The following is a 25,901-nucleotide window of genomic DNA, read 5'->3' as shown; positions in this document are numbered from 1 at the left end:
AGTGAAGATGACCGAGATCGTAACCGTCGACATTGGCGGAACTCACGCGCGTTTCGCGCTTGCCAGTTGCACCGCGGATGGCGGCATCAGCATGGACGATCCGGTCACGCTCCACACGCAGGATCATGTCAGTTTCCAGACCGCGTGGGAAGATTACCGCGCGCAAAAGGGCGGTACCCTGCCGCGCCATGTTGCCATGGCAATCGCCGGGCCGGTTGGCGGCGATGTGATCCGCTTCACCAACAATCCCTGGATTATCCGCCCTGCACTGGTGTCCGAAAAGCTGGGTGTGGACGATTATGTGCTGGTCAATGATTTCGAAGCGGTCGCGCATGCAGTGGCGCGCGCGCAGGACGATGAATTCCTGCATTTGACGGGGCCGGAAGGCGCGCTGCCTGCCACAGGCCGGCTGACCGTGCTTGGGCCGGGCACAGGCCTTGGCGTGGCGCATCTCTACCGCGAACCCGATGGCACCTACCGCGTTTCCGCAACCGAAGGCGGCCATATAGACTTCGCCCCGCTCGACCAGATCGAGGATGCGATCCTTGCCCGCCTGCGCAAACGCCATAACCGCGTTTCGGTAGAACGCGTGGTCGCAGGGCCTGCTATTTCCGACATCTACCACACGCTCGCAGCGCTTGAGAACAAGAGCGTGCCAGAGCTGGCCGATATCGAGATCTGGACCAAGGGCATGAGCGGTGAGGACAGCCTTGCCGCCGCTGCGGTAGACCGGTTTTGCCTGTCACTCGGCTCTGTCGCGGGCGATATGGCGTTGGCCCACGGGGCCAAAGCTGTCGTGATCGCTGGTGGCCTGGGCTACCGGCTTCGCAACCATCTGCCCAATTCCGGCTTCGCCGAACGCTTCCGCGCCAAAGGCCGGTTCGAAAGCCTGATGGCAGGATTGCCGGTAAAACTCATCACCCATCCCCAGCCCGGCCTGTTTGGTGCAGCGGCTGCCTACTTCCAGAAATTCGGAGAGCAAAAATGAGCGGCCACATCGGTATCGAAGCAATCATGCGCAGCGGGCCGGTTATTCCGGTGCTGGTGGTGGATGATATCGGCCACGCCCGCGAAACGGCAGAGGCGCTGGTTGAAGGCGGGCTGAAAGTGCTCGAAGTCACGCTGCGCACGCCTGACGCGATGAAGGCCATTCAGCGGATGAACCTTGTGCCCGGTGCCATTGTAGGCGCGGGCACCGTTCTGAATGAAAAGCAGTTGGAAGATGTTCTGGCAGTGGGCAGCGAGTTTATCGTCTCGCCGGGCCTGACAGAGCCGCTGGGCCGCGCCGCAGTCAAGGCGGGCGTTCCCTTCCTGCCCGGCATCGCCAATTCGGGCGACATCATGCGCGGGATGGACCTGGGCCTGAAGCATTTCAAATTCTTCCCGGCAATGGCGGCTGGCGGCATTCCTGCTTTGAAAGCGCTTGCCGCGCCTTTCAACAAGGCGAAATTCTGCCCGACCGGCGGTATTTCCGCCGCGACTGCCCCTGATTGGCTGGCGCTGGACCCGGTCCTGTGCGTTGGTGGAAGCTGGGTGGCCCCTGCCGGTGCGTCGCCCGAGGAAATTGTCCGCCTTGCCCGCGAAGCCAGTGAGCTTGCCGCATGACCAGCGTTGCCAAACTTACCCAGCGATTGCAGGAATTGCACCGGACAACGGTAGAAACGCCGTTGTTTAATCCGGTATTCCAGCTTGCCCATGAACTGTCGCGCCAGATGGAAGCGGGCGAGATTTCGCTCGACGATCTGGAAGCTGCCATTGCAGAACTGGAAGTGGGTTCATTGCAGGAACGGTCCCACCGCCTGTCTCGCATGGTCGCTCCGCTGGATGAACCCAGCAACAAGGCCGCACTGGCGGAAACGCTTACGACAGACGATTTCGCCGCATTCCGGGCGCGCTGGGAACAGCCCAATCTGCACGCCGTTTTTACCGCGCACCCGACCTTCCTGCTGACGCCCGATCAGTCCCAGGCCGTGGCCTCGTCCGCTGTTTCGGGCGATGCGATAAGCAGCGATGTGGTTGGATCAGAGCGCCCGCAAGTCACTCTGCAATATGAACATGGACGCGCAATGCGGGCCATTGCCCATGCGCAGGAAGCGCGCAATGCCATCGTCGCCCAGGTCTTGACCCATGCGCAGGCGACCTGGCCCGAAACCTGGCATGAACTTTCACCCCTGCCGTTCCGCTTCGCCAGCTGGGTTGGCTATGACATGGATGGCCGGACCGACATCACTTGGTCCAATTCCATTGGCTTCCGCCTTTCCGAAAAGGCCGAACATCTCGGCATGTATGTTGCGGAGCTGGAGGCGATCGATGCCGATCACCCGCTTCTGGCCGAATTGCGCCCTGCGGCGCTTTACGCGGCCGAACGCGCGCAGGATTTCTCAGCCGACTTGTCCGATCCCGCCGCGCTGTCGATTGCGGCCAATCGCCTGACTGCCAGCGACCCGCGCAAGCTGCTCACCCTTGCGCCGTTCATTGACGCGCTGGAAAGCGAAGCTGCCAAGGCGCGCGATGCGAAGCGCGCCGTGCAGCTGAAAACGCTGTCCGCGGCCATGCGCGCCGATGGTCTGGGCATGGGCTGGATTCACTTCCGCGTGAACGCCAAACAGCTGCACAACGCCATTCGCCGCCGGATCGACCCGGACGGCAACCTTGATCTGGCAAGCAAGGGCGCGGTCGTGCACCTGCGCCGCGCCATTTCCGACGTAAAGCCGCGCCGCAGCAATTTCGGCGCACTCGCAATCGAAGCCAGCACCGCTATCCGCCAGTTCCTGGCGATGGCGCAGATCCTCCAGCATATCGACGCTGATGCGCCGATCCGGATGCTGATCGCGGAATGTGAAGAGCCTGCGACAGTTTTAGCCGCGCTGTATTTCGCGAAGCTGTTCGGCATCGAAGACAAGGTCGATGTCTCTCCGCTGTTCGAAACCGAAACCGCGCTGGAACATGGCGGGCGTTTTCTGGACGAGTTGCTGGCTGAAAAGGTCTATCAGGATTACGCTCGGAAACGTGGCCGTGTCGCCATTCAGGCAGGCTTTTCCGACGCGGGCCGTTTCGTCGGGCAAGTGCCCGCCAGCCTCGCGATTGAACGTTTGCAGGGCCGCCTTGCCCAGGCAATGCAGGAAAACGGCCTGACCGATGTGGCCGCGTTGATTTTCAACACCCACGGCGAAAGCATGGGCCGCGGCGCGCACCCCAACAATATGGCAGACCGGCTGGACTGGGCGCTGTCCCCATGGGCCAAGCGCCGCTTTGCGCGGGCCGGTATCGCGCTGGAGCCGGAAGTCAGCTTCCAAGGCGGCGATGGCTACCTTTGGTTCGCCACGCCGGAACTTGCGCAAGCGACCCTGACGCGCATCGCCTGCCTGCGCCCCTGCGCAACCGATCCTGATGCCCCCAAGGACAGCTTTTACCAGCGCACCGATCTCAGCCTGGATTTCTACCGCGCTGTGAAGGAACACCAGCAGGATCATCTGGCAAGCGCGACCTATAACCGCGCCATCACCGCGTTTGGACTTGGCCTGCTCAATTCCACCGGCAGCCGCGTCAGCCGCCGCCAGAGCGATCTGAATGCAGACCGCGAAATGAGCCTGCGGCAAATTCGCGCCATCCCGCACAATTCGATCCTGCAACAACTGGGTTATCCGGTGAATGTCATCGCCGGGATCGGCCATGCGGCAGAAGGCAATTACGAGGAAATGGGCACCCTGCTGGCAGAAAGCCCGCGCGGGCGCGAAATGATCCGCCTGGTGCGCGCCGCCAATGCGCTAGCCAGCGTGAAAACGGTTGCGGCTTATGGCGAACTGTTCAATTCCGCCTATTGGGCCAGCCGTCCATATCGCGGCACCGAAGGCCATCTGACCGCCGCCTGCGAGAGTTTGAGCGAATATCTGGTCAAGGACGACCGCGTCGGCACCTTCCGCCGCCTTGCCAGCCGCTTGCGCGTGGATGCCATGAAATTGCACCGCCTGCTGGAACACATTCCCGATGAAGCCCCTGTCGAAGGGCGCGAGGACAAGCGCCGGATGATCGGCGTGCTGCAGGCGCTGCGCATTGCCCTGCTGCAATCCATGTTCATCCGCGCCGTCAGCGTGCCAGTGTTCAGCCGCGCAAACGATGTCAGCCGCGATGATGTGCTGGAGATGATCTTCACTCTGCGCGTGGACGAGGCGCTGGCGCAATTGCGGCGCGCCTATCCGGTCAGTTTCCCCCGCATTTCCCGCTTCGACCTGACCGAGCCGACCGATTGGCCGGATGGCTCTGACGAGGGATACGAAGCGATCCACCGCGACTTTGTTGACCCGATCGAGCGTGCCCATGGCTTGTCCCTGCGCGTCTCCACCGCCATCGCCAATATCTTCGGCGCGCATGGCTAGGCGCATTTAGACCATGCTCCGTACCCGTTTCGCAACGGGACAGCGGCGGCGATCTTGTGGAATCTGCAAGGGTTTTGCCCTATGCGGCCAGCATGGATAATGGCATCAAGTGGATCGGTGGATTGACGCTGGGCGTCGTCGCACTTTTGGCGGCTGCGCTTTTGTGGGGCAATCCGCTTGAAGCCCAGGACGCAAGCTCTGGCTGGCTGACGGCAGACGATGTCCTCGCGGCTGATGACAACGTTGCTGGTAATCAGGCGGATGCAGCGGCGACAGGCGGCCCCATCCTTGCTGACGGCGATTATTATTCCAACGATCCTGTTTCTGCCGAAGAACGGCTGCAATATGCCTCCAATCCGGTGGTGCAGGACATTCCCGCTTATGATGCGGAAAATCCCTTCGTTATCCGCCGCGTGCTGCCGATCGAAGGGCCGATCCGGTACGGCGAATGGCACTGGGATGATGAGGGCGTGCCCGATGGTCCGCTTGTCATGACAGTCGATTTGCAGGCGCGCGTGATCAGTGTTTTTCGCAATGGCTATGAAATCGGCGCAGCGGCCGCACTGCTCGGAACAGAGCGCCACCCTACACCCACAGGCGTATTCCCGATCCTGACCAAGGAACGGCACAATGTGTCAGAGAAATACAACAATGCGCCTATGCCCTGGACCCTGCGCCTGACGTGGGACGGCATCGCGATCCATGGCGGTTCAACGGTGGAACTGGGCTATGCCAGCCACGGCTGCATCGGTGTGCCGGATGAATTCGTTTCGCGCCTGTATGACATTGCGCGCGTTGGCGATGTGGTGATTATCACAGACGGCGTGCGCACCGGCGTAGGCGGGTCGCTGGACCACCGCGAGAGCTGAGGCTTAGCCCGTTTTACGTGGGGGCTCGGGGCGGAAGACCCATACCGGGCGTTCGGCCCCACCCCATTCTCCCTCAACCGTCGCCAGCACGCCGGCGACATTTCCACTGCGGCAGTTCTCGAGACTGTCCAGCAGGTCTGCGATTTGAGAGCCACGCGCAGCTCCGCCGAATTGTCTGATTATCCGGTCCACGATCCGGAAACCAATTTCACGGTCCATGGGGGCAACGCATTCCACGCGATCCTCATGTCGCGTCACAAGTTTGCGCATGGCTTCATTTGTATAAGCTTCAAGAGTCTCATCGGCATCGCCAAGGCGGCTCGCAGACCGTGAAAGGGCGACCGGGTCAATCCAGTCGACATGCTCCAACGCCTTGCGGATTCGCACACGGTCGAAACTGATGTCGTCATTGCTGGGATCGGTGCAATGCTCGACCCCTGCAGCTTGGACGATTGCAAGGAGTTCCGCTCTTCTGAATGTCAGCAACGGGCGCATGACCGGCACTTCGTTGGCGATGAATTGCACCCACTCGCGAACGCCTGCCAATCCGCTTACCCCGCTCCCCCGGTTCAACCGCATGAGGAGCGTTTCCGCCTGATCATCTGCATGATGCGCGGTAGCGTAGACGGCAAGTGAGCGGGCCTGCGCCCAAGCGTCCAGCGCCCGATATCGTTTGTTTCGGGCGGCCGCCTGCAAATTACCCGCGCCGACCTCCACGCTCAGCACTTCGCAAGGCACCCCGCGTTTCTCGCAAGCTGCCACAACCAGCGCGCATTCGTCCTTTGCCTCAGGCCGCAACCCATGGTCCACCGTCGCCACTTCGAAACCGCCCGGAATCGCTTCTTGCGCCAACAGCAGCATAGCCATCGAATCCGGCCCGCCGCTCACGGCCAAACCAATCTTCCCGCCGTGCGGATTCAGCCGGTCGAGTGCCTGCCTGAAGCGCTCGACAAGTCCGGCATCAATTGCAGTCGACGCGCCCACTCAGGCCTTCGTACATTCCCTGCAAGCGACCGACCGCTAGCGCAGGATAAGTGTCGCCAAATTCGGCCAGAGCAATACAGGCACGGCGGGTATCACCCAGCGCGATCATGCTTTCGGACAGATAGAGCAGGCTATCGGGGGCGCGGTCGCCCTGGGCATCGCCTTGGAAGTTTTCGAAGAAATGCGTCGCGGCGGCGCGCGGCTCGCCTGCATCAAGGAAGGCGCGGCCAAGCAGATTTCGAGCTCGCGAGTTAAGCCGGTGCCCGCGATGCTGTTCGAGATACAGGGCCAATTGTTGCTGGGCCTCAGGATAGAAGCCTGCATCCCACAGGCGGAAGCCGTAAGTATATTCGTCTTCAGCACCATCGCCTGTGACAGGCTTCACAATAGCTTCCACGGCAGCAACGCGCGCTGCACTAGGTGAAGACTGGGTTGGCTGCGGCGGCGGTGCGGGCAGTTGAGCGCGCTCATCAGGGACAGGAATCGTGCCTGTTGGCGCCGGTGTTGAAACAGGCGTTGGCGCAGGCGTGGCGAAAGATCCGCTGGGCGCACTGCCGCTGCCTTCCAGCGCATTCAGCCGCCGATCTATTGCCGACAGCGCATTCTCGTTTACTTCCGTCGCGGCCGTCAGGCGCGCAAGCTGGGTTTCCATCGCCTCTAGCCGTGCCAGCACATCTGTCAGAGCCGACGTTGTTACCTGCGGCGAAGCCGGTTGACCCGTGCGGCGCACCTCTGGTGTAATCTCGGGTTCGAAAAAACGTTCATCCCCACCGGGGAAGACGGCCCGCTGGAGCGCGCTGATCTGCTGTTCCAGACGCTGTATGCGCGCTTCCGACTGGGCCGCGACAGGCGTAGCGACCACGATCAAGGCCGCGCCAACCACGCTGCTCAGGAGTTTCGGGGTAAGCGCCCTTGGTGCGCACATCCATTTCATCGCCACAGATCCTTCGGATTGGTTTCAGTCAGCAGGCATTGTGCCATCTTTGGACAAGATAGAAGATTAACAGCCCGGCGGAAGCGGGCAAAACTGCGTATTCCCCCGCAAATCGGGCTCAATTTCCGGCAGGAGCGTCAGTATCTGGCGCAGACCCGGCGCGCGCCAGCAGTGCTGGGGCCGAAACATTCACATCCTGAATGGTCTGAAGCTCTTCCGAAAGCTTGGGCACACTGCGGCCACCGATGGTGATAGCCAGCAGGTCGGGCCGCCCGGTTATGATCTTCGGGTCCACGGCATCGGCGGGGATTGTATAGCTTTCCCCTTCGGCCAGTGTCCGTTCGGTCAGCACACGGTTCTGCGCATCATAAAAGCGGACCCAGGCTTCACCTTCGGCAGTAAAGACCACCTGGCCAGATGCATCGACCGGCTGCGCGGCCTCTTGCTCGGCGGCATTCGCGGCGGCGGCCAACTCCTGCTGCTCGGCTTCTTCCTGCGCGACTAGAGACGGAAGCTGTGCTGCCGGCGAAAACAGCACGCGGGCGGCAAAGAATATCCCGACCAGCAATATCACGACTGCAAAGAGAGAGAACCAGACCAGCTTCCCGCCGGGCGCACGCGTTGGATCGCCCGGTTCGAAAGTGCCGCCGGGGGCCGCCGGAGCACTTCGCTCACCCGGCCTTTCCATATCCAGCTCTGCCCGAACCATGGCCGCCACATCAGCCTGGTTCAGGCCGACAATCTTGGCCACAGTGCGCGAAAAGCCCACGGCATAAGTCCGGCCTGGAAGATCATTGAAATGGCCCGCCTCGATACTCGCAATATGCCGGTTTGAGATGCGCGTTTCAGCGGCCACTTGATCAATTGTCAGCCCCTTCGCTTCGCGGGCGGCACGCAGTTGCGCGCCGACGCCTTGCGGCGCCACGGTATCAGTCGTTTCAAATTCCAGTTCTTCGTTGTCGGACATGTGCGCTCCAGCCGGGGGGTTGCTGGCTCGGTTTGCGAACCTTAGCTCCTGACAGAGAAACTGCCCTTGGCCTCGCAAGTCAAGCTATTGTGCAGCGCAATCGTTCTTAATCCATATCAATGCCGCGTTGCTTCGCCCAATCCTGCAAGGCCACGCGCATGTTTTCGGGCGGTGTCAGGAGCCAGCCGCGCATTGCTTCGCCGATTTCCTTGGTGTCTACTTTACGCACCAATTCCTTGATTGGCCCTACGCCTGCAGGGGTAATGGACAGGCGGCGGATACCCAGACCGATCAGCGCAAGCGCTTCCAATCTGCGCCCGCCCATTTCGCCGCAGACACCAAGGTCCACCGGATATCCGACACATGATTTTACCACCCGGTCCAGGAACCGCAGGATCGCCGGGCTGAGCCAATCGTACCGTTCGGCCAGCATTGGATTCGCCCGGTCAGCGGCAAACAGGAATTGCGTAAGATCGTTGGTGCCGATCGAAATGAACGACAGCTTGGGCAGCAATTGATCGAGCATTTCGGCAAGCGAGGGCACTTCCAGCATCGCGCCATAACGGATCGCACTGGGCAATTGATGTTTGTGTTTGCGCAGGAAATCCAGCTGCTGTTCGAAGACGGCTTTGGCAGCATCAAATTCCCACGGTTCGGAAACCATGGGGAACATGACGTTCAATTCGCGCCCCGCGCACCCTTCCAGCAAGGCGCGCGCCTGCACTTTCATCAAGCCTTCGCGTTCCAGCGCCAGCCGCAACGCGCGCCAGCCCATTGCGGGGTTTTCATCCTGCTTGCCAATTTCGTTGGTCAGATAAGGCAGTGTCTTGTCGCCGCCGATATCAACCGTGCGGAAGATCACGCGCTTGCCCTTCGCGGCATCCAGTACATCACGGTAAAGCCGCGCCTGCCGCTCACGCTGGGGCAAGGCGGAGGATACGAGGAACTGGAATTCTGTGCGGTACAGCCCGATGCCGTCAGCGCCGGTCATCGCAAGCATGCCGACATCATCGCGCAGGCCCGCATTCATCATCACCTCGATGCGTTCTCCATCGCGCGTAAAAGGTTCGACATCGCGCAGTTTCGCATAGGCTGCCTTCTGCTCCCGCGCACGGGCAAAACGTGCTTCGAAAGCGGTCAGAACGCCTGGACCGGGGCGCAGCGTGACACTGCCCGTGTCACCATCGACCAGCACTTCATCGCCTTCTCGCACAAGGCCCCGCAAATTGCGGATCCGGCCAACGACCGGGACACCCATGGCGCGCGCAACGATCACCACATGCGCAGTGAGGGAGCCTTCTTCCAGCACCACGCCTTTCAACCGGCGCTTGTCATATTCCAGCAATTCTGCCGGGCCGAGGTTCTTGGCGACCAGAATGGAATCGCGCGTCAGCCCCTTTTGCGCAGCTGTGCCCAATTGGCCGGACACGATACGGATCAGCCGATTGGCGAGATCTTCCAGATCGTGCATCCGGTCCTGCAACAGCGGATCGGAAATTTCACGCATGCGCATCCGGGTGCGCTGCTGCACACGCTCGATTGCGGCTTCGGCAGTCAGTCCGGAATCAATCGCCTCGTTGATGCGGCGTGACCAGCCTTCGTCATAAGCGAACATCTTGTAGGTTTCGAGAACCTGCTCGTGTTCTCCGCCCACGCCAAACTCGGCGTGGCCAGTCATATTGTCGATCTGTTCGCGCATCCGGTCAAACGCCAGATAAACGCGCTCTCGTTCAGCCTCTGTATCTTCGGCGACAGTGTGTTCAATCTGCACCCGCGGCTGATGGAATACGGCCTCACCGATGGCGAGGCCCTTTACCAGCGTCAGCCCTTCGATCTGATCCTGTCCGGTGCGCGCTTCCGAAAGCCCGCCAACCGTCTCTTCATCGACCAGGTTCGCATTGTTGATAAGTTCAGCCAAAACCATGGCGACCGTTTGCAGGGCCTCCACCTCCACCTCTTCATAGCGGCGCGGCTCGACATGCTGGACGGTCAGAACACCAATCGCGCGTTCGCGCCGCACAATCGGCACGCCGGCAAAGGAGTGAAACTTTTCCTCGCCGGTTTCCGGACGGTACTGGAATTCAGGATGGGTCGCTGCCTCATCAAGGTTCAGCGTTTCGATATTCTGCGCGATTGTGCCAGTCAGGCCTTCGCCCACCCCCAGCCGGGTGACATGCACTGCCGCCTGATTGAGACCGCGCGTGGCGAACAGTTCCAGCATCCCGTCGCGCAGCAGGTAAATCGTGCAAACTTCGCTATCGAGCGCTTCGCCGATAACTTCGACGACCTGATTGAGCTTGGCCTGCGCGTGGGTGCGCGAAGCCATCACTTCATGCAGTGAGGTCAGGATGGAACGTGCGGCGGAAGCTGCTTTCATAGCTCCCGCCTATAGCACGTAAGATGTTTTGCAAATTGCCCCAATTTCAACAGAGGCGAATAGTGGAGCAATTCAGCAGTTCAATGCAGCGCGATCTCTTCCTTGATGCGCAGTTTTTGTTTCTTGAGTGACTGGATGGTCGCTTCGTCGGGTGCTGGCCTGTTCATTTCCTGCTTGAGGCGGCTTTCAAGGCCCTGGTGTTTTGCCTGTAGCGCGCTGACGTGCGAAGAATCCATCTATTCGTCTCCTTGCCAATCGAAGGCGGGAATCCGCCTGTGGGGGACGGCCAGGAGGCTGAAACAAAGCCGCGAGGCCGCGATAAGCGGCGACTCGCCAGAGCGGCGAGCGCCGCGTGATTGTCATAAAACCATAATAGTTTTAAATCTCCAAACAGCATCTCGGTGAAACGCCCTAAAGACCGGATGCGCCGGACTGTGAAAGCCCGGTATCCGGTATATGCGAGGAATGATTAAACGTGACCGAGTTGGAAATGAAGAAGCGCCTGGCGGCGCTCAGGTCTGAACACCGCGACCTCGATATTGCCATTTCTGCTCTTCTGGAAACAGGCGGCCCGGATCAATTGCAGGTCGCGCGCCTGAAGAAGCGCAAACTGAAATTGCGCGATCAGATTGTCGTCCTGGAAGATTATCTGACTCCCGACATTATCGCCTGAAAAATTACGCAACCCGGTGTTGTAAAACCGTGCCTGTGCGGGACAGCATTTTCTGCCGCGAATATTAACCACGGATCGGCTGGAGTATCCGGCAAAGCGGCGCTACCCGAAATCATCATGCCTGCCCCTGCCACCATAACGCCCACGATCGTGGACACTCTGTACGAGGATGCGCTGATCCTTGCAGACGAAGCGCGCATGGTGTTCGAGATGGCCGAAGCTGCACCCCATGCCGATAAACGCGATAGCGCAGGCCGCGTGGCATTATCATGCGAGGCTCTCCGCACCACGACACGGATGATGCATGCAATGGCGTGGCTGCTAAACCACCGCGCATATTTTGCCGGAGACCTGAGCGAATTTCAGCTGCGCCGTCACGGGCGGCTTCCGCCCGCCCAGCCCAATGCCGAAGCGCACCAGCTTGCACTGATCGACCTCTACACGAGAGACCTGATTGACCGCACGAAGGCGTTTTATGCCCGGATCGAGCGGCTCGACCGGGCGTGGCGCGATCATTATGCGATGCAGCCCGCCGCGGTCCACCGCCTGCGTGACCGGCTGGGTAAAATTTACTCCACCGGCTAGGCCAAGGTTCCAGACCGCATAATCAAGACCGGGCGCATTTCAGACTTCAGCCAGGGCAGCATCCCAGCGCGCAATCCGCTCTTTGCGAACAGCGTCTTCCATCGCCGGTTCGAACACCTGGGTCATGCCTATCATGGCTGCTGCCGCGTCTTCCAGCGACGCGTTCCAGCCGCAGCCGACGGATGCCAGCATCGCCGCGCCCAGCGCTGTGGTCTCGACGAAGTCGGGGCGAATGACGGGCAGGTCCAGCAAATCGGCGATATCCTGCGCCATCCAATTGTTTGCCGCCATTCCGCCGTCAATTTTCAGCGATGTCCACGCCGCGCCGTCAGCGGCAAAGGCTGTGGCAAGATCGCGTGTCTGGTTCGCCATCGCCTCCAGCGCGGCACGGGCGATATGCCCGCGCCCGGTGTCGAACCCGAGTCCGGAGATGATCCCGCGCGCTTCGGGCCGCCAATGCGGTGCGCCCAGACCCGATAGCGCTGGCACAATTACCACGCCGCCATTGTCCAGAACGGATCGCGCAAGCTCTTCCGTTTGCTCCGCGCTCTCGATCAGGCCGAGCGTGTCGCGCAGATACTTGATCAGGCTTCCGGCCACGAACACCGCGCCTTCAATCGCGTAATGTCGCTTGCCATCAAGCTGGTGCAGCACCGTGCCCAGCATCCGGTGCTGCGAATGTGGCATCCGGCTTCCGGTATTGCCCAGCACGAATGCGCCTGTGCCATATGTAGCCTTGGTTTCGCCGGGGGAGAGGCAACCTTGCCCGATTGTTGCCGCCTGCTGATCGCCTGCCATGCCGCAGATGGGGATGGCCGCGCCAAACAGGTCCGGATGGGTCATGCCAAGTTCGCCTGCGCAATCGACGACGGCGGGCAGCGCGGAATGCGGCACGCCCATTAACCCGCACAGTTCTTCGTCCCAACTCGCCCCGTCCAGCGCGAGAAGCAGCGTGCGGCTGGCATTGCTGGCGTCGGTGATGTGGGTGTTGCCTCCGGTCAGTTTCCACACCAGCCAGCTTTCAACCGTGCCAAGGGCCAGCCTGCCACTTCGTGCCGCCTCTGCCACGCCATCATCGTTATCCAGCAGCCAGCGCATCTTTGTGCCGGAAAAATAGGGGTCGAGCAGCAGTCCGGTTTTCTTCCGGAGAGCATCTTCATGCCCCGCTTCTTTCAGCGTGGTACAGAATTCCGCTGTGCGCCTGTCCTGCCACACGATGGCCCGCGCCAGCGACTCACCGCGCGCCTTGTCCCACGCCACCACTGTTTCGCGCTGATTGGTGATACCGATTGCGGCGATACGATCCGCTCCGCCCGCCTGCTCCACCATGTCCCGCGCACAGGCGAGCGTCTTGTCCCATATCTCGCCCGCGTCATGTTCCACCCAGCCACTGCGCGGGTAATGCTGCACCAGCTCTGCCTGCGCGACGCCGCGCATTGCCCCGTCCTGCCCGAACAGCATGGCGCGCGTGCTGGTGGTGCCTTCATCAAGGACAAGGATGGACTGGTCGATCATTGGCATTCCTCTGTTTGGCCGCCATATTGCGCAGATGATTATCCCCCCGCAACCCTGGCCGACCGGCGACCTCGATCAGATCGAGCCGCTGGTGGCACGCGTGCTCGCTCCGAATGCCTCGCCTTTCACCTATACCGGCACGCAAACCTATCTTGTCGGGACAAGCGATCTGGCGGTCATTGATCCCGGCCCTGCCGAGGATGAACACCTGACGGCGCTGACCAGAGCAATCGGCGGACGCAAGGTTGCCGCGATCATGTGCACCCACACCCACCGCGATCACTCGCCCGCCGCCATTCCGCTGGCCGAAGTCACCGGCGCGCCCATCGTCGGCTGCGCGCCGCTGGTACTGGAAAGCAGCGCCCCGCGCGTCGATGCACCGTTCGACAAGACCTATGCGCCAGACCGCGTGCTGGAGGATGGCGAGGCGATGACCGGCAGCGGTTGGACCTTGCGCGCCGTGGCAACGCCGGGCCACACCTCCAACCACCTCTGCTTCGCGCTGGAGGAAAGCGGCGCGATGTTCACTGGCGATCATGTGATGGGCTGGGCCACCAGCGTTGTCGTCCCGCCCGATGGCGACATGGCTGACTATATGGCCAGCCTTGCGCTTTTGTATGCGCGCGAAGACCGCATCTATTACCCTGCCCACGGTCCCGCCGTCGAAAAACCGCGCCAGCTGGTGCGCGGAATGATGGGCCACCGAAGGGCGCGCGAGCGGCAGATCACGAAGCTGCTGGCCGAAGAAGCGCGCGCTATCGAGGCACTGGTCCCGGTCATGTACAAAGGCGTTGATGAGCGCCTGTGGCCGGCCGCAGGGCAGAGCGTACTGGCGCATCTGATCGACATGGAACGCAAGGGTGAGGTCAGCCGTTCTGATGATATATGGACAATCAATTGAAGCAGGATGAACGCTCCCGGATGGACGTGCAGACAGGCCCTGCCGCGCAAGGCGATCTGGCGGTTCGGCGCGCAGGTATTGCGCCGTGGATCATCATCGCCCTGCTGGCCGCCGCGCTGGCGTGGCTCGCATGGGAGAAATGGGGTCCGCAGGATCAGGGTGATATCGTCGCCACATCGCTGCTCGCTTTTGAAAAACAGAATTCGCTAACGGTCTTTTCCAGCCGGTTTGATGTGGTGGCCGAAAGCACATCCACCCCAAGCATCGGGCCTTTGGAAATCGACGCGCTGGAAACACGCCAGGCGATGATTGTTCCGGCAACAGTGGAATACCGCCTCGACCTGTCAGCGATGGACCGCGATGAATTTACCTGGGATGCCGCGACGCAGACGCTTTCTGTCCAGCTTCCCGGTCTTACCGTTTCGACGCCCAATCTGAACGAGGCGCAGGCGCGTTATTTTACCGATGGTCTGTATGTAAGCCGTGATACGTCCGTGTCTCTCAGCCGCAGCAATTCAGAAGTGGCGGAGCGGAGAGCGCGCGATTTCGCGGAAAACCCTGAAGTGATGACCTTGGCCCGCACCGCCGCACGCCAGGCGGTGCAGCAAAATCTCGCCATTCCCTTGCAGGTCGCGGGCTTTGGAGACGTGCAAGTCACCGTCCGCTTCGCCGATGAGGAATAAGGCACGGCTTGGCACGGCAGGTGATGCGGTCTAGCCAGTAAGACAGATTCGAGTGAGGGGGCTCACCATGGCATCATCGCCGGCACAGGTTTTTGTTCGCGAGAACGCGTTTTACCGAAAACTCGGTATTGGTCTGGCGCTTTTTGCGGGGACAATTTTCCTCGCCGCCGGCATTGCCGGTTTTACAGATATCCGCGCGATGCCAGGGGCCACGCATGTCCACGCGGCAGTGATGACCGCATGGCTGGCGCTGTTCGCAGTGCAGAACTGGCTGGGTGCCGGCGCGAATATCGCGCTGCACCGCAGGCTGGGTTGGCTGGGCGCGGGGCTGGCTGTACTTGTGGTAGTGTCAGGCGTGTATGCGCAATTCGCTACAATAGGCGCAGGACGTGTGCCTGTGTTGTTCGGCAATGGCTATTTTCTGGCGCTGGGTCTGGTCAACCTTGCGCTGTTCTCGGCCTTCTTCATTTCCGCCATCCGAATGCGAAAACGCACAGATTGGCACCGCCGCCTGATGCTCGGTTCGTTGATCATCATCTTCGAACCCGTGCTCGGCCGGGTCCTGCTGATCGCTACGGTTCTTGCGGCGGGCGAAGTTCCGGGCCCGGAATTCGAACCACCGCCCCGCCTGGCGGTGGAAGGAATGCGCATGGGTCTGCACCTGCTGATCGTTCTCCCGATTATGCTGCGGGATCGGGCCATCCGCGGTAAAGTCCATCCGGCGCTGTGGTGGGTGCTCGCCTCCTTGTTCGCAAGCTATGGCATGATCAACCTGCTCGGCGAGTTCCCGCCCGTAGACGCCTTTGCAGACAGCCTGGTGCGTTAGAGCGGGAGAAAGCGCCGGAACGGTCTCGCATCCTTGGCCGTTCTGCTTATAAGCGCAGCCAAGACCAACGATTGAGGCCAAGACATGACCGACCAACCCGCCAGCCTTGCAGGCCTCGACCTGCGCGAAGAGATCAACCGTCTGCGTAAAGATCGCAACGCCGTGATTTTGGCTCATTATTACCAGAAGCCCGAATTGCAGGATCTGGCGGATTTCGTGGGAGATTCGCTCGAACTTTCCAAAAAGGCGGCTGAGACGGACGCCGATGTCATTGCATTTTGCGGCGTGAAATTCATGGCGGAAACCGCCAAGATCCTCTCGCCCGAAAAGATTGTAGTGCTGCCCGATATGGATGCCGGCTGTTCGCTGGAAGACAGCTGTCCGCCAGACAAGTTCCGCGCCTTTCGGGAACGTCACCCCGATCACATCGCGCTGACGTATATCAATTGCTCGACCGAGGTGAAGGCGCTGTCCGATGTGATCGTGACGAGTTCTTCCGCAGAGACCATCCTGTCGCAAATCCCCAAGGACCAGAAAATCATCTTCGGGCCAGATCGCCATCTCGGCGGCTATCTCAACCGCAAGTTTGACCGGGAAATGCTGCTGTGGCCGGGCGTGTGCATCGTGCATGAAGCCTTCAGCGAGCGCGAGTTGCTGAAGCTGAAGGCCCAGCATCCCGAAGCACCCATCGCAGCGCACCCCGAATGCCCGCCGCACATCATCGACCATGCCGATTATGTAGGATCGACCAGCGGTATCCTGAATTTCGCCAAGACCTTCCCCGGCGACACGTTGATCGTGGCAACAGAACCGCACATCATCCACCAGATGGAAAAGGCACTGCCGAACAAGACTTTCCTTGGTGCACCGGGCGCAGACGGCAACTGCAATTGCAATATTTGCCCCTACATGGCGCTCAACAATCTGGAAAAGCTGTATCTGTGCCTGCGCGATCTTGAACCGCGCATCGAGATTGAAGAACAACTGCGTCTAGACGCACGCAAGAGCCTCGACAAAATGCTTGAAATGGCGGCCGGGACGATTGGCAAGGGTGATCTGGGCGATCCAAGCGGCGATTGATGCTGTGCGGAACCGGCAACCATTGGCGGCCAGATGCGTTAGGCACTTGATATGAACGCCAAGATCAAATTCATCTGGAAGCGCCTGAACGCGAATTACTGGTTCTACCCGGCGCTGTTCTCCATCGCTGCCGCGATACTCGCGTTGACTATGGTGGCGCTCGATCGCGCGGGCGCAGCCGATTTTCTCTCCAGCGTAGATTGGCTTGCACCGGCCCGCCCCAAAGGCGCGGCAGACATGCTGACGGTTATGGCCGGGTCCATGATCGGTGTGGCCGCCACAGTCTTTTCCATCACCATCGCAGCGGTTGCCTATGCCAGCGGCAATTACGGCCCGCGCCTGCTGACCAATTTCATGGAAGATCGCGGCAACCAGCTGAGCCTTGCGACCTTTATCGGCACCTTTGTATACGCTCTGATCGTCTTGAGAAGTGTGCGCGCCGAAGACGAAACGCCGGTATCCGGGGTTGAGGCAGCGGCAACAGCACTACCCGGGTTCACGCCGCAATTATCGCTGCTGGTCGCGTATCTGCTGATGGCGCTTTGCGTCGGTGTGCTGGTCTATTTCCTCAATCATATTCCGTCCTCGATCCGTATCAACAAGGTGCTTGAGGGGATCGGCCGCCGCCTGCTCGATGCCATCCGCGAAACGTATCCGGTAGAGGACGAGCTGGGCGAAGCGCCGGAAAGCCAGGGCGGTGAGGAATTGCCCGCGTGGGACACCGGCTATGTCCAGCTGATCGATTTCGCAGAACTTGAAAAGCTTGCCCGCAAGGAAGGAGCCATCATCTCCCTGATCGTGCGAACCGGCGATTTCGTCCACCGCGATCTGCCGCTTTTGCGGGTGAAGGATGCCGACGTGAGCGAGCTGGAAAGCAAACTGCGAGAATGCTTCACCCTCGGTCCGACACGCACGCCCGAACAGGATCCCCAGTTCCTTATAGACGAGCTGGTTGAAATCGGGCTGCGCGCATTGTCACCCGGAATAAACGATCCCTTTACCGCCATTACTGCGCTGCATTGGCTGGGCGCGGCAACCGCCGAAATCGGACGCCGCGATTTGCGCAAAGACGTGTGCGCCAAGACCGGAGAAGCCAAGACCGGAGAAGAATGCCCGGTCATCCCGCGATCGGATGACTTTTCGCATTATTCGGACCGCGGCTTCGGCACTATCCGCAGCGCCGTCGCGACTAGTACAACTGCCGCGCAGGTCATGCTTGAATCGCTGGAGAATGCCGCACGAACTGTCCAGCATCTTGCGCGCAGGGATATCTTGCGCAAGGAAGCCGATGGGCTGATGGCCCAGGCCCGGGAAAAATTGACCGGGCCGGATCTGGCAGCGGTGGAAGAACGATACCGGCAATTCCAGCAGTGCGTGCCTGCTACGCAGTTGCGCGAGGCGTCGTAACCTTCGCCAGAACAAGTGCACTTCCCACCAGTGCAATCCCGAGAAAATCGAGCGGCAGCAGCACCTCGCCAAAGCGCCACCAACCTATAATCGCGGCTACTGCCGGCTGTGTCAGCAAAGCTATCCCGATGATCAATGGCGGGAAGTGGCGCAGCGCATAGACCAGCAGGCCTTGCCCGACGACCTGGCTGGATAGGGCAAGTATCACCAGCGGCGTCCAGTCGGTTGGCCACACCGGCTCTCCCAACACCAGCGCCGTGCCCAGCAGAACCGGCGCGCTCGCCAGCCCGGCCAAGGTTAGCAGGGCCCAACCGCCCAGCGCCTTGCGTGCATCCTGTGCAAGCAGCAAATATCCTGCGTACAGCACTCCGGCTAGCAGACAGAAAAGATCGCCTGTCAGATTGGCCGGAGAAATCTCCAGCGACCGGCCCATCAGGATTGCGCAGCCCGTCAACGCCGCAAGAATGGCTGGCCATTCACGCCCGAACGGCAGGCGCCGCAATGCGAAGAAGGCCCAGACCATAAGGATGACACTACCCGAATTGCCAAATAGCACGGCGTTCGCCAGCCGCGTTTCCCCGATGCCGAGATGCCAGCTGGCAATATCGAACCCGAAGAAGACCCCGGCCAGCAGCACCAGCCCCGTCCCGCGAAGACCAAGCCCAGTGAACCGCTGACCATTGGCCAAAGCAATCAGCGCAAGGAACGGCAGAGCAAGCGCGACACGCCAGAATCCGGCAGCGACCGGGCCTGTATCAGCCAGCCGCACAAGCCACGGACCCAACGCCAGAGCGACATTGCCCGCCAGCAACGCCGCCATTGGCAGCGCGCGGCTGCGAATCTCTTGCCCGATGTGGTCCACAGGCACGGTCTAGCGTGCGCCGCCACCATGGCTATAGAAAGCACAACAAGACAGTTGGAGAGTACACTTGCCGATACGGTCCTGGATGTTCGTGCCCGGAGACAGCGAACGCAAAATGACAAAAGCGCCAGCTTGCGGTGCTGACGTGGTTATTTTTGATCTGGAAGATGCGGTTGCGCCCGGTGCCAAGGCCGAAGCGCGGCAGATGACCCGCGACTGGTTGAAAGAGCAACGCGGCGGAGCGGCGGGCGGAACCGGTCAGCCGGTGCCGCAGTACTGGGTGCGTATCAACCCGCTCGACACGCCGCTGTGGCAGGATGATGTGGAAGCTATCTTGTCCGGCAAACCGGCCGGCATCATGGTGCCCAAGGCGGAGGGACCGGCGCAGCTGAACCGCCTCATCAAGCTGTTGTATGAACAGGAATCGCGTAACGGCGTCATTCCGGGAGAAACCAAATTGCTGCCGCTGGTCAGCGAAACGGCGTATGCCGCCAATGGCATCGCGTCTTATGGCAAGCGCAGGAACGCCAGCTCTCGCATCGCCGGTCTGACATGGGGGGCAGAGGATTTGTCAGCCGCCATCGGTGCCAGTCGCAAACGTGATGAAAAGGGCAGGTGGACCGATCTGTTTCGGATGGTGCGTGCACAAACCCTGCTTGCCGCCCATGCCGCGGGCGTTGCCGCAATCGATACGCTACATGCCGATTTCCGCGATGAGGAAGGGCTTAAGCGTGTGGCGCGCGAATCCTATCAGGACGGGTTTGCCGGAATGATGGCGATCCACCCTTCTCAGGTAGCGATTATCAATGCTGCATTTACGCCAGACGAAAAAGAGCTGGCAGAGGCGCGCGCGATTGTAGAATTGTTCGCCGCCAATCCAGGTGTCGGCGCACTACAGCTGGATGGCCGCATGATTGACCAACCGCATCTGGCTCAGGCGATAAAGCTGTTGGCGAGTATCGGCGAGGCGCCCGGAACCTAGAGCGCTATTCGCTCTCGTCCACTTCAGAAGCCTCGCTGGATGCCTCATCATCTGCTTCGGCCTCCGGCTCTGCCAGCGGTGCCTGTGAGCGTACCTTGTCGAGCGCGATCATTTCGTCGCTGATTGTGCCTTCCAGCACATCGTCACTAGCTTCCCGCTCGCCATCTTCGGACATGGGCACAGGATCATCACCGCAAGCCGCAAGCATCAAGGCGAACCCGGCGGCGGTAACAAGGCCAAGGGCTGGACGGAATTTCATGCAGGCATCCTATCTTTAATGTCCAATGCGCGCAGGAATTCCGGCGCGCGCGCCAGCAATGCCCTATCCCATTCCTCCGGCGCAACTGCTTTCCCGAGTGCTGCCATGCTGGTGACGCCGTAATCGGCAATTCCGCACGGCACGATCCCGCCAAAATGGGTCAGATCAGGCGAAAGGTTCACGGCAAATCCGTGCATCGTGACCCAGCGCCGCACGCGCACGCCGATGGCCCCGATCTTTGCTTCCGTGCCTGCCGCATCACGGGTCCAGATGCCGATTCTGTCGGGCACGGCAAATGCTTCGACAGCAAAATCACCTAGCGTCGCGATAACCCAGTTTTCCAGCGCGTGAACAAAGTTGCGCAAATCCTTTTCCCGGCGGGCGAGATCGAGAAGCACGTAAGTCACCCGCTGGCCCGGACCGTGGTAGGTATACCGCCCACCTCGTCCGGTGGTGACGACATCGAAACGGGGATCGACCAGTTCGGCCACATCGGCGCTGGTTCCGGCGGTGTAGACAGGTGGATGTTCGAGCAACCAGACAAGCTCCCCTGCTTCGCCTTCAGCAATTGCGGTGTTGCGTGCCTCCTGCTCGGCCATTGCCGCGCGGTAATCGACCAGTCCGTCGGACCGGCGCCATTCGATGCCCACTGGAAGGTCGTCGGTCAGATTATCAGCGGATTTCATATCACTCATCGGCTTGCAGTGGTTGCGCGGTGGGCCTTGCGCGGACTATCAGGCTGCGCATGGTCATTACGGGGAATACGCATGGCGATTAAGCTGGATATGGGCAAGGCATGGAACGACGCGGTCGCGATGCTTGTCGCGAACAAGGACGTGGTTCTGATTATCGCCGGTGTGTTCTTTTTCCTACCTAACGCCATTGCCTCGCTCGCCATGCCGCAGGCGACCGCAGAGCTGGAAGCGATGACGGCGTCCGGCGCAGAGCCCGACCCTGAAGCAATGCTGGAAATGTTCACCGCAATGTATGCGGAAATCTGGTGGGTGATCGTGCTGCTGGCGCTGTTCCAGGCTGCCGGTGTGCTCAGTCTGCTTGCCCTGCTTACCGATTCGGCGCGGCCGACAGTAGGAGAAGCGTTGAAACTTGGTGCAAAAGCACTGATTCCCTATATCGGCGTGCAGTTGCTGGGCGGCCTGCTTCTCGTGGTTGCGATCGCCCTGCCCGCCGGCCTGGGCGCACTCATCGCGCCAGGCATCGGCGCGTTGCTGGCCCTGATAGGGATGGTCTTTGCCGTATATATGTACGTGAAGATTTCGCTCACTTCCCCGGTCATTGCCATCGAAAAGGTGATGAATCCGTTCACCGCCCTGCGCCGTTCATGGCAGCTGACGAAAGGCAATTCCTTCCGCCTGTTCGCGTTTTACCTGCTGCTCATTCTCGTACTGATTGTGATTTCCGCGATTACAGGCATGGTGTGGGCGATTTTCAGCATCATGGGTGAACAGGTCGGACTTTTCGCAAGCGCCATCGGCGGGGCGATCGTCAGCATGGTGACAGTGTCCATTTTCATGGCAGTTCTCGCCGCCGTACACCGCCAGCTGTCAGGCGGCACTGCCGAAACGACCAAGGAAACATTCGCCTGATCATTACAAGCCTGCAGCGGCGTTAGGCTCCTTCGGCACTTTCTTTCCAGCCCCATGCAAGAACGCATGGCGGAATGTTGAGCCAGACAAATCCGGTATCCACGCGCGGAAAATACCGTGCGGTAAGGTCCCGCGCCACGCCTTTGAACTGGTAGGTAAGGAAAGCACCGCCTTCGCGGATGATGCGATGTGTGGCCGCTGCAATATTGTTGCCGACACCAGCTGGCAGCGTGGAAAATGGCAGGCCGGACAGTACGAAGTCTGCGTGATCATGCCCGATGGAACGCACGATCGCTTCTACGTCTTCTGCTGATCCAAGCACGGCATGGAAGCGACTGTCGCGGATTGTGCGTTTCAGATAATCAATGAAAAGCGGGTTGGTGTCGATGACCAGCAATTCCCCGTCACGAGGCAACCGGTCAAGCACTGGCTGGCAGAATGTGCCCACGCCGGGGCCATATTCGACAAACAGTTTGCAGCGTTCCCAGTCAACGGGCGCGAGCATGGCATCGATGGTAACACCGGACGATGGGATAATCGATCCGACCATGCGCGGTTCTTCCAGAAAACCGCGAAAGAACACGCCAGCAGGCCCCAGCGCGCGCGAAATCCGCTTGCGCAGGCCGGGGCGGCGCTCTTGCGCCAGTTCATTGCCATTCATGCTGCGATATCGTCCTTCTAACCCGAATGTCGGCAAACCGTTCGCATTGCCGCATCCGCTTTGCAAGGCCGGAAAGCTTACCGTGCTCGCGCCAGCTTAAAGGATTTCGGTAACTTTTTCCTTTGGACGGCACAGCCTTACGCCCTTTCCTGTCTCGACCAGCGGTCGCTCGATCAGGATGGGCTCTGCCGCCATGGCATCCAGCACCGTGTCTGCATCGGCATCTGGAAGACCGCGTTCTTTCGCGTCTGTCCCGTTGAGACGCAGCCCCTCGGCAGGGGTAATCCCGGCATCGGCAAACAGCTGGCGGAGCTTGTCCCGGGTTGGCGGGTTCTTGAGATACTCGACTACCTCAACGTCTACGCCGTCCGTTTCCTGCAGGATCGCCAGCGTATTGCGCGAAGTGCCGCATTTGGGGTTGTGCCAGATGGTTGCCTTCATCGGATTGATTCTCCTGTGTGGACTTCGCGCCTAGCGCGCGAAAAACTTGCCGCCAAGCGCACATTTCCTGTTGTCAGTGATAATCATTCTCATTAGGGCTGCTTTTGCAAATCAGTCGCAATAACCGAGTCTCGCAAAGAGAAGAACGAAGGAATTTCCTATCCGTACGACCGCCATCCGTCTTGCCTTGTTTACCAGCGCGGCCGCGTTTTTGCCCGTTGCAGCGCAGGCAGAGGAAGATCCCCAGCGTGTTTACCTGCCCGATGACATCGTCGTGACCGGTGATTTGCAGGGCTATGTCGGCAATGACGGCAGCACCGCGACCCGCACACCCACGCCGATCATCGATGTCCCTCAGGCCATCACCGTCCTCACGATTGATCAGATCGAGGATCAGGGCGTCACCCAGCTTGGTGATGCACTGCGGTTCGTGCCCGGCGTGACCATGGAAACCGGCGAAGGTCACCGCGATGAAGTCTTCATTCGCGGCCAGGAAACCACGGCTGACTTTTATCTCGATGGTCTGCGCGATGATGCGCAATACTACCGCTCGTTGTACAACATAGAGCGGGTGGAGGTGCTGAAAGGTGCCAATGCCCTAATCTTCGGGCGCGGCGCAGGCGGCGGCGCGATCAACCGGGTCAGCAAGATCGCCAGTTTCGACGCGCCAGAATTTGGCGCAGCCGCGCAGGTCGACACATTCGGAGCATTCGCGCTAACCGGCGATCTGAACTTGCCGGCAACAGACGCACTCGCCTTTCGATTGACCGGCACATACGAAGAATTCGCCAATCACCGTGACGCCTATGAAGGCCGGTTCTACGGCTTCACTCCCACGTTGACTGCGCAGCTTGGTGCAAACACTAACCTAACTGCCAGTTATACCTATGACGACGACCAGCGCGTCGTGGACCGCGGCGTGCCGAGCCTGGACGGCCTGCCGCTGACCGGCTTCGATGAAACCTTCTTTGGCGATACTGAATACAATTACAGCGACGTTGAGGTGCATATCGCGCGCACGCGCATTGATCACGCCTTCAGCGAAAGCTGGAGCATCAATGCCAGCCTGCAGTTTGCAGATTACGACAAATTCTACAGCAACATCGTGCCCGGCAACGCGACCGAGACGACTGTTTCGCTTTCGGGATATGAAAGCGGAACGGACCGGCAGAATGTCATCGGGCAGGTCAATATCGTCGGCCAGTTCGAAACCGGCACGATCGGGCATACCTTGCTGCTGGGAGCTGAAGCCACCTCGTCGGACACCGACTCTATCCGTGACCGGGCCCTGTTCAACAACGGTGCGGACACCAGCGTGACCGTGGCTCTCGAAGATACGATCACAGTGCCCGCATTTACGCTCGCACCCCAGCGAGCCAGCGCGACGCAGCTTTCCACATTTTCGCTCTATGCACAGGAACAGCTTGATCTGGGCCTTGTGCAAATAGTGGCAGGCCTTCGCTATGACCGTTTCGATCTGGAAAGCCGGGATCTCGTGGCCAACTTTGATGGCGCGCGCGTGGATGATCGTGTCAGTCCGCGTTTCGGCGTAATCGTGAAGCCGCAGGATAATCTTTCCATTTACGCCAGCTATGCCGAAAGCTTCCTGCCATCAGGCGGCGACCAGTTCACAGTGCTCAGCCAACAGGCAGAGGCGCTGGAGCCCGAAGTGTTCGAGAACATCGAACTGGGCGTGAAGTGGGCACCACACCGCGGGCTGCTCGTCACCGGTGCGATTTTCCAGCTGACACGGTCCAACACGCCTGCCGTTGACCCGCTCACCAGCCTGACGACGCTTGATGGTGAAAGCCGGGTCGAAGGGGTTGAGCTGGGTCTGGTGGGTGAACCGGTCGATGGCCTTTCTGTCAGCCTGGGCTACACCTATCTCGACGGCGAAATCAGCGACAATCCCGATCCGGCGCGCATCGGCACTGTGTTACAGCAAGTTCCGGAACATCACCTGACCGCTTGGGCGCATTATGATGTGACCGACCGCTGGGGCCTGGGTGCCGGACTGATCCACCTGTCCGATCAGTTTGCCAGCAACAGCAATGCCGTTGTCCTGCCCGCCCATACCCGCGTGGATGCAGCGATCTTTTTCAAAGCGACGGATACGCTGTCATTTCAAGTGAATATCGAAAACCTGCTGGATGAAGATTATTACGCTTCTGCACACGGCGATAACAACATCCAGCCCGGCACTCCGTTGAACGCCAGCTTCGGTGCGCGGCTAAGGTTCTGAATCTTTGGGTTCTGAATCTTGGGGTTCTGAATCTTTGGGTTCTGAACCTTAGGGTTCTGAAGCCTGGTCCGCTGCGGAAGGTGGCCCACCCTCGACATCCGCTCCGCGCATAGCGGGAACAGCGCGAGCCGCGTCGGCCGGATCTATTCCTGGTGCAGGCGCGGCGCTGATTGTTTCGCGGCGGCGCGTGACGCGGCCAGCGCGCTGGATCGCTTCTACCAGCCGGGGATAGACGCCGCACCGGCACAGGTTGGGTATTGCCTGGCGGATATCCTCGATGCTCGGATCGGGATTGCGGCGCACAAGCGCGGCAGCAGCGATGGCAATCCCCGGGGTGCAGAAACCGCACTGGATCGCCTGTTCTGCCACCAGAGCCTGCTGCACCGGATGCGAACGGTCCCGGCTCAACCCCTCAATGGTGGTGATGTAGCGGCCCTCTGCTTCCGCAATGGTGACAAGGCAGCTGCGCAGCGCCTCTCCATCCACCAACACCATGCACGCCCCGCAATCGCCCACGCCGCAGCCATATTTGGCACCGGTCAGGTTTGCCGCATCGCGCAGCGCGTGCAGCAACGGCGTATCGGGGTCCATGTCGAACTCGACGGGCCGTTCGTTCACGGTCATTGCGGGCATAGGGGCTTCCGTCAGTTGCGCCGGTTTTGGATCACAGATG

Annotated in this window: 26 protein-coding genes; 14 read left to right on the top strand and 12 right to left on the bottom strand. The window is 60.4% G+C overall.

Translation table 11 applies throughout. From position 1 onward, the window contains the following. Positions 1–7 precede the first annotated feature (7 nt). From AB731_RS04960 to AB731_RS04945, 4 genes are all read left to right on the top strand, one after another. Complete coding sequence (locus tag AB731_RS04960) at positions 8–988, top strand: glucokinase (RefSeq protein WP_047093014.1); 981 nt, start codon at positions 8–10, stop codon at positions 986–988. Further along, the gene (gene eda / locus AB731_RS04955) at positions 985–1,605 is read left to right on the top strand and encodes a bifunctional 4-hydroxy-2-oxoglutarate aldolase/2-dehydro-3-deoxy-phosphogluconate aldolase (RefSeq protein ID WP_047092180.1); all 621 of its coding nucleotides are present in this window, start codon (positions 985–987) and stop codon (positions 1,603–1,605) included. The genes AB731_RS04960 and eda overlap by 4 nt, the downstream gene beginning before the upstream one ends. Continuing rightward, positions 1,602–4,376 (top strand): phosphoenolpyruvate carboxylase, encoded by a 2,775-nt coding sequence (locus AB731_RS04950; protein ID WP_047092181.1) that lies wholly within the window; start codon positions 1,602–1,604, stop codon positions 4,374–4,376. The genes eda and AB731_RS04950 overlap by 4 nt, the downstream gene beginning before the upstream one ends. A 92-nt stretch (positions 4,377–4,468) precedes the next feature. After that, positions 4,469–5,245, top strand: coding sequence for a L,D-transpeptidase family protein (locus tag AB731_RS04945; RefSeq protein WP_047092182.1), 777 nt, complete (start codon positions 4,469–4,471; stop codon positions 5,243–5,245). Between the two features lie 3 nt (positions 5,246–5,248). Here AB731_RS04945 and tilS read toward each other — a convergent pair whose 3' ends face one another. The 5 genes from tilS to AB731_RS13780 form a co-directional block, all read right to left on the bottom strand. Continuing rightward, positions 5,249–6,229, bottom strand: coding sequence for a tRNA lysidine(34) synthetase TilS (gene tilS / locus AB731_RS04940; RefSeq protein ID WP_052768826.1), 981 nt, complete (start codon positions 6,227–6,229; stop codon positions 5,249–5,251). Further along, positions 6,207–7,163, bottom strand: a complete 957-nt coding sequence (locus AB731_RS04935) for a tetratricopeptide repeat protein (protein ID WP_156167367.1) — start codon at positions 7,161–7,163, stop codon at positions 6,207–6,209. The genes tilS and AB731_RS04935 overlap by 23 nt, the downstream gene beginning before the upstream one ends. 118 nt (positions 7,164–7,281) lie before the next feature. Continuing rightward, entirely contained in the window at positions 7,282–8,130 is an 849-nt protein-coding gene (locus tag AB731_RS04930; RefSeq protein ID WP_047092184.1) for a helix-turn-helix domain-containing protein, read from the bottom strand. 106 nt (positions 8,131–8,236) lie between these two features. Then, a complete protein-coding gene (gene ptsP / locus AB731_RS04925; RefSeq protein ID WP_047092185.1) occupies positions 8,237–10,507 on the bottom strand; it encodes a phosphoenolpyruvate--protein phosphotransferase in 2,271 nt (756 codons plus the stop codon). An 80-nt stretch (positions 10,508–10,587) separates the two neighbouring features. Further along, a complete protein-coding gene (locus tag AB731_RS13780; RefSeq protein WP_082126344.1) occupies positions 10,588–10,743 on the bottom strand; it encodes a YdcH family protein in 156 nt (51 codons plus the stop codon). 239 nt (positions 10,744–10,982) lie between these two features. On the opposite strand from AB731_RS13780, the gene AB731_RS04920 reads away from it, so the two are divergent. Together AB731_RS04920 and AB731_RS04915 are read left to right on the top strand one after the other, a co-directional pair. After that, entirely contained in the window at positions 10,983–11,180 is a 198-nt protein-coding gene (locus tag AB731_RS04920; protein ID WP_047092186.1) for a YdcH family protein, read from the top strand. Between the two features lie 117 nt (positions 11,181–11,297). Beyond that, positions 11,298–11,765, top strand: coding sequence for a DUF1465 family protein (locus tag AB731_RS04915; RefSeq protein ID WP_047092187.1), 468 nt, complete (start codon positions 11,298–11,300; stop codon positions 11,763–11,765). Positions 11,766–11,804: 39 nt separating this feature from the next. On the opposite strand, the gene glpK is transcribed toward AB731_RS04915, so the two are convergent. Next, on the bottom strand, positions 11,805–13,280 hold the full coding sequence (glpK, locus tag AB731_RS04910) for a glycerol kinase GlpK (protein WP_047092188.1): 1,476 nt from the start codon (positions 13,278–13,280) through the stop codon (positions 11,805–11,807). Positions 13,281–13,314: 34 nt separating this feature from the next. Here glpK and AB731_RS04905 point away from each other — a divergent pair, with 34 nt between their 5' ends. From AB731_RS04905 to AB731_RS04885, 5 genes are all read left to right on the top strand, one after another. Then, entirely contained in the window at positions 13,315–14,181 is an 867-nt protein-coding gene (locus tag AB731_RS04905) for an MBL fold metallo-hydrolase (protein ID WP_047092189.1), read from the top strand. After that, a complete protein-coding gene (locus AB731_RS04900) occupies positions 14,166–14,864 on the top strand; it encodes a DUF4230 domain-containing protein (protein ID WP_047092190.1) in 699 nt (232 codons plus the stop codon). The genes AB731_RS04905 and AB731_RS04900 overlap by 16 nt, the downstream gene beginning before the upstream one ends. A 67-nt stretch (positions 14,865–14,931) precedes the next feature. Further along, positions 14,932–15,690: a hypothetical protein gene (locus AB731_RS04895; protein WP_052768827.1), complete on the top strand. Its 759-nt coding sequence runs from the start codon at positions 14,932–14,934 to the stop codon at positions 15,688–15,690. Positions 15,691–15,774: 84 nt separating this feature from the next. Further along, positions 15,775–16,770, top strand: a complete 996-nt coding sequence (nadA, locus tag AB731_RS04890) for a quinolinate synthase NadA (protein ID WP_047092191.1) — start codon at positions 15,775–15,777, stop codon at positions 16,768–16,770. 51 nt (positions 16,771–16,821) lie between these two features. Then, positions 16,822–18,177: a DUF2254 domain-containing protein gene (locus tag AB731_RS04885; protein WP_047092192.1), complete on the top strand. Its 1,356-nt coding sequence runs from the start codon at positions 16,822–16,824 to the stop codon at positions 18,175–18,177. Here the strand turns inward: AB731_RS04885 and AB731_RS04880 are convergent. Continuing rightward, entirely contained in the window at positions 18,152–19,045 is an 894-nt protein-coding gene (locus AB731_RS04880; protein WP_047092193.1) for a DMT family transporter, read from the bottom strand. The genes AB731_RS04885 and AB731_RS04880 overlap by 26 nt on opposite strands. 79 nt (positions 19,046–19,124) lie before the next feature. Between AB731_RS04880 and AB731_RS04875 the strand changes: the two genes are divergently transcribed. Next, positions 19,125–20,021 carry an HpcH/HpaI aldolase/citrate lyase family protein gene (locus AB731_RS04875; RefSeq protein ID WP_047092194.1) on the top strand — a complete coding sequence of 299 codons (897 nt, stop codon included), beginning with the start codon at positions 19,125–19,127 and terminating at the stop codon, positions 20,019–20,021. Positions 20,022–20,025: 4 nt separating this feature from the next. Here AB731_RS04875 and AB731_RS04870 read toward each other — a convergent pair whose 3' ends face one another. Both AB731_RS04870 and lipB read right to left on the bottom strand, forming a co-directional pair. Beyond that, positions 20,026–20,280: a hypothetical protein gene (locus tag AB731_RS04870; RefSeq protein WP_047092195.1), complete on the bottom strand. Its 255-nt coding sequence runs from the start codon at positions 20,278–20,280 to the stop codon at positions 20,026–20,028. Then, positions 20,277–20,966 carry a lipoyl(octanoyl) transferase LipB gene (lipB, locus tag AB731_RS04865; RefSeq protein ID WP_047093017.1) on the bottom strand — a complete coding sequence of 230 codons (690 nt, stop codon included), beginning with the start codon at positions 20,964–20,966 and terminating at the stop codon, positions 20,277–20,279. Before lipB ends, AB731_RS04870 begins: the two co-directional genes overlap by 4 nt. An 81-nt stretch (positions 20,967–21,047) precedes the next feature. Between lipB and AB731_RS04860 the strand changes: the two genes are divergently transcribed. Further along, complete coding sequence (locus AB731_RS04860) at positions 21,048–21,884, top strand: glycerophosphoryl diester phosphodiesterase membrane domain-containing protein (RefSeq protein WP_052768829.1); 837 nt, start codon at positions 21,048–21,050, stop codon at positions 21,882–21,884. 22 nt (positions 21,885–21,906) lie between these two features. On the opposite strand, the gene AB731_RS04855 is transcribed toward AB731_RS04860, so the two are convergent. After that, complete coding sequence (locus AB731_RS04855) at positions 21,907–22,545, bottom strand: class I SAM-dependent methyltransferase (RefSeq protein ID WP_047092196.1); 639 nt, start codon at positions 22,543–22,545, stop codon at positions 21,907–21,909. A gap of 96 nt (positions 22,546–22,641) precedes the next feature. Continuing rightward, positions 22,642–22,986, bottom strand: a complete 345-nt coding sequence (gene arsC, locus AB731_RS04850; RefSeq protein ID WP_047092197.1) for an arsenate reductase (glutaredoxin) — start codon at positions 22,984–22,986, stop codon at positions 22,642–22,644. Between the two features lie 187 nt (positions 22,987–23,173). On the opposite strand from arsC, the gene AB731_RS04845 reads away from it, so the two are divergent. Then, entirely contained in the window at positions 23,174–25,228 is a 2,055-nt protein-coding gene (locus AB731_RS04845) for a TonB-dependent receptor (protein ID WP_231638846.1), read from the top strand. 48 nt (positions 25,229–25,276) lie between these two features. On the opposite strand, the gene AB731_RS04840 is transcribed toward AB731_RS04845, so the two are convergent. After that, positions 25,277–25,861 (bottom strand): (2Fe-2S)-binding protein, encoded by a 585-nt coding sequence (locus AB731_RS04840; protein WP_047092199.1) that lies wholly within the window; start codon positions 25,859–25,861, stop codon positions 25,277–25,279. Positions 25,862–25,901: the final 40 nt, after the last annotated feature.

It is taken from the genome of Aurantiacibacter marinus (assembly GCF_001021555.1).
Taxonomy (GTDB): domain Bacteria; phylum Pseudomonadota; class Alphaproteobacteria; order Sphingomonadales; family Sphingomonadaceae; genus Alteraurantiacibacter; species Alteraurantiacibacter marinus.
The sequence above is the reverse complement of the archived record's forward strand: the minus strand, read 5'-3'. Positions and strand labels throughout refer to the sequence as shown.

Coding starts and splice junctions, on each gene's coding strand:
- AB731_RS04960 (WP_047093014.1), top strand. CDS start 8: ATGACCGAGATCGTAACCGTCGACATTGGCGGAACTCACGCGCGTTTC.
- eda (WP_047092180.1), top strand. CDS start 985: ATGAGCGGCCACATCGGTATCGAAGCAATCATGCGCAGCGGGCCGGTT.
- AB731_RS04950 (WP_047092181.1), top strand. CDS start 1,602: ATGACCAGCGTTGCCAAACTTACCCAGCGATTGCAGGAATTGCACCGG.
- AB731_RS04945 (WP_047092182.1), top strand. CDS start 4,469: ATGGATAATGGCATCAAGTGGATCGGTGGATTGACGCTGGGCGTCGTC.
- AB731_RS04935 (WP_156167367.1), bottom strand. CDS start 7,163: ATGAAATGGATGTGCGCACCAAGGGCGCTTACCCCGAAACTCCTGAGC.
- AB731_RS04930 (WP_047092184.1), bottom strand. CDS start 8,130: ATGTCCGACAACGAAGAACTGGAATTTGAAACGACTGATACCGTGGCG.
- ptsP (WP_047092185.1), bottom strand. CDS start 10,507: ATGAAAGCAGCTTCCGCCGCACGTTCCATCCTGACCTCACTGCATGAA.
- AB731_RS13780 (WP_082126344.1), bottom strand. CDS start 10,743: ATGGATTCTTCGCACGTCAGCGCGCTACAGGCAAAACACCAGGGCCTT.
- AB731_RS04915 (WP_047092187.1), top strand. CDS start 11,298: ATGCCTGCCCCTGCCACCATAACGCCCACGATCGTGGACACTCTGTAC.
- glpK (WP_047092188.1), bottom strand. CDS start 13,280: ATGATCGACCAGTCCATCCTTGTCCTTGATGAAGGCACCACCAGCACG.
- AB731_RS04905 (WP_047092189.1), top strand. CDS start 13,315: ATGATTATCCCCCCGCAACCCTGGCCGACCGGCGACCTCGATCAGATC.
- AB731_RS04900 (WP_047092190.1), top strand. CDS start 14,166: ATGGACAATCAATTGAAGCAGGATGAACGCTCCCGGATGGACGTGCAG.
- AB731_RS04895 (WP_052768827.1), top strand. CDS start 14,932: ATGGCATCATCGCCGGCACAGGTTTTTGTTCGCGAGAACGCGTTTTAC.
- nadA (WP_047092191.1), top strand. CDS start 15,775: ATGACCGACCAACCCGCCAGCCTTGCAGGCCTCGACCTGCGCGAAGAG.
- AB731_RS04885 (WP_047092192.1), top strand. CDS start 16,822: ATGAACGCCAAGATCAAATTCATCTGGAAGCGCCTGAACGCGAATTAC.
- AB731_RS04875 (WP_047092194.1), top strand. CDS start 19,125: ATGTTCGTGCCCGGAGACAGCGAACGCAAAATGACAAAAGCGCCAGCT.
- AB731_RS04870 (WP_047092195.1), bottom strand. CDS start 20,280: ATGAAATTCCGTCCAGCCCTTGGCCTTGTTACCGCCGCCGGGTTCGCC.
- lipB (WP_047093017.1), bottom strand. CDS start 20,966: ATGAAATCCGCTGATAATCTGACCGACGACCTTCCAGTGGGCATCGAA.
- AB731_RS04860 (WP_052768829.1), top strand. CDS start 21,048: ATGGCGATTAAGCTGGATATGGGCAAGGCATGGAACGACGCGGTCGCG.
- AB731_RS04855 (WP_047092196.1), bottom strand. CDS start 22,545: ATGAATGGCAATGAACTGGCGCAAGAGCGCCGCCCCGGCCTGCGCAAG.
- arsC (WP_047092197.1), bottom strand. CDS start 22,986: ATGAAGGCAACCATCTGGCACAACCCCAAATGCGGCACTTCGCGCAAT.
- AB731_RS04840 (WP_047092199.1), bottom strand. CDS start 25,861: ATGCCCGCAATGACCGTGAACGAACGGCCCGTCGAGTTCGACATGGAC.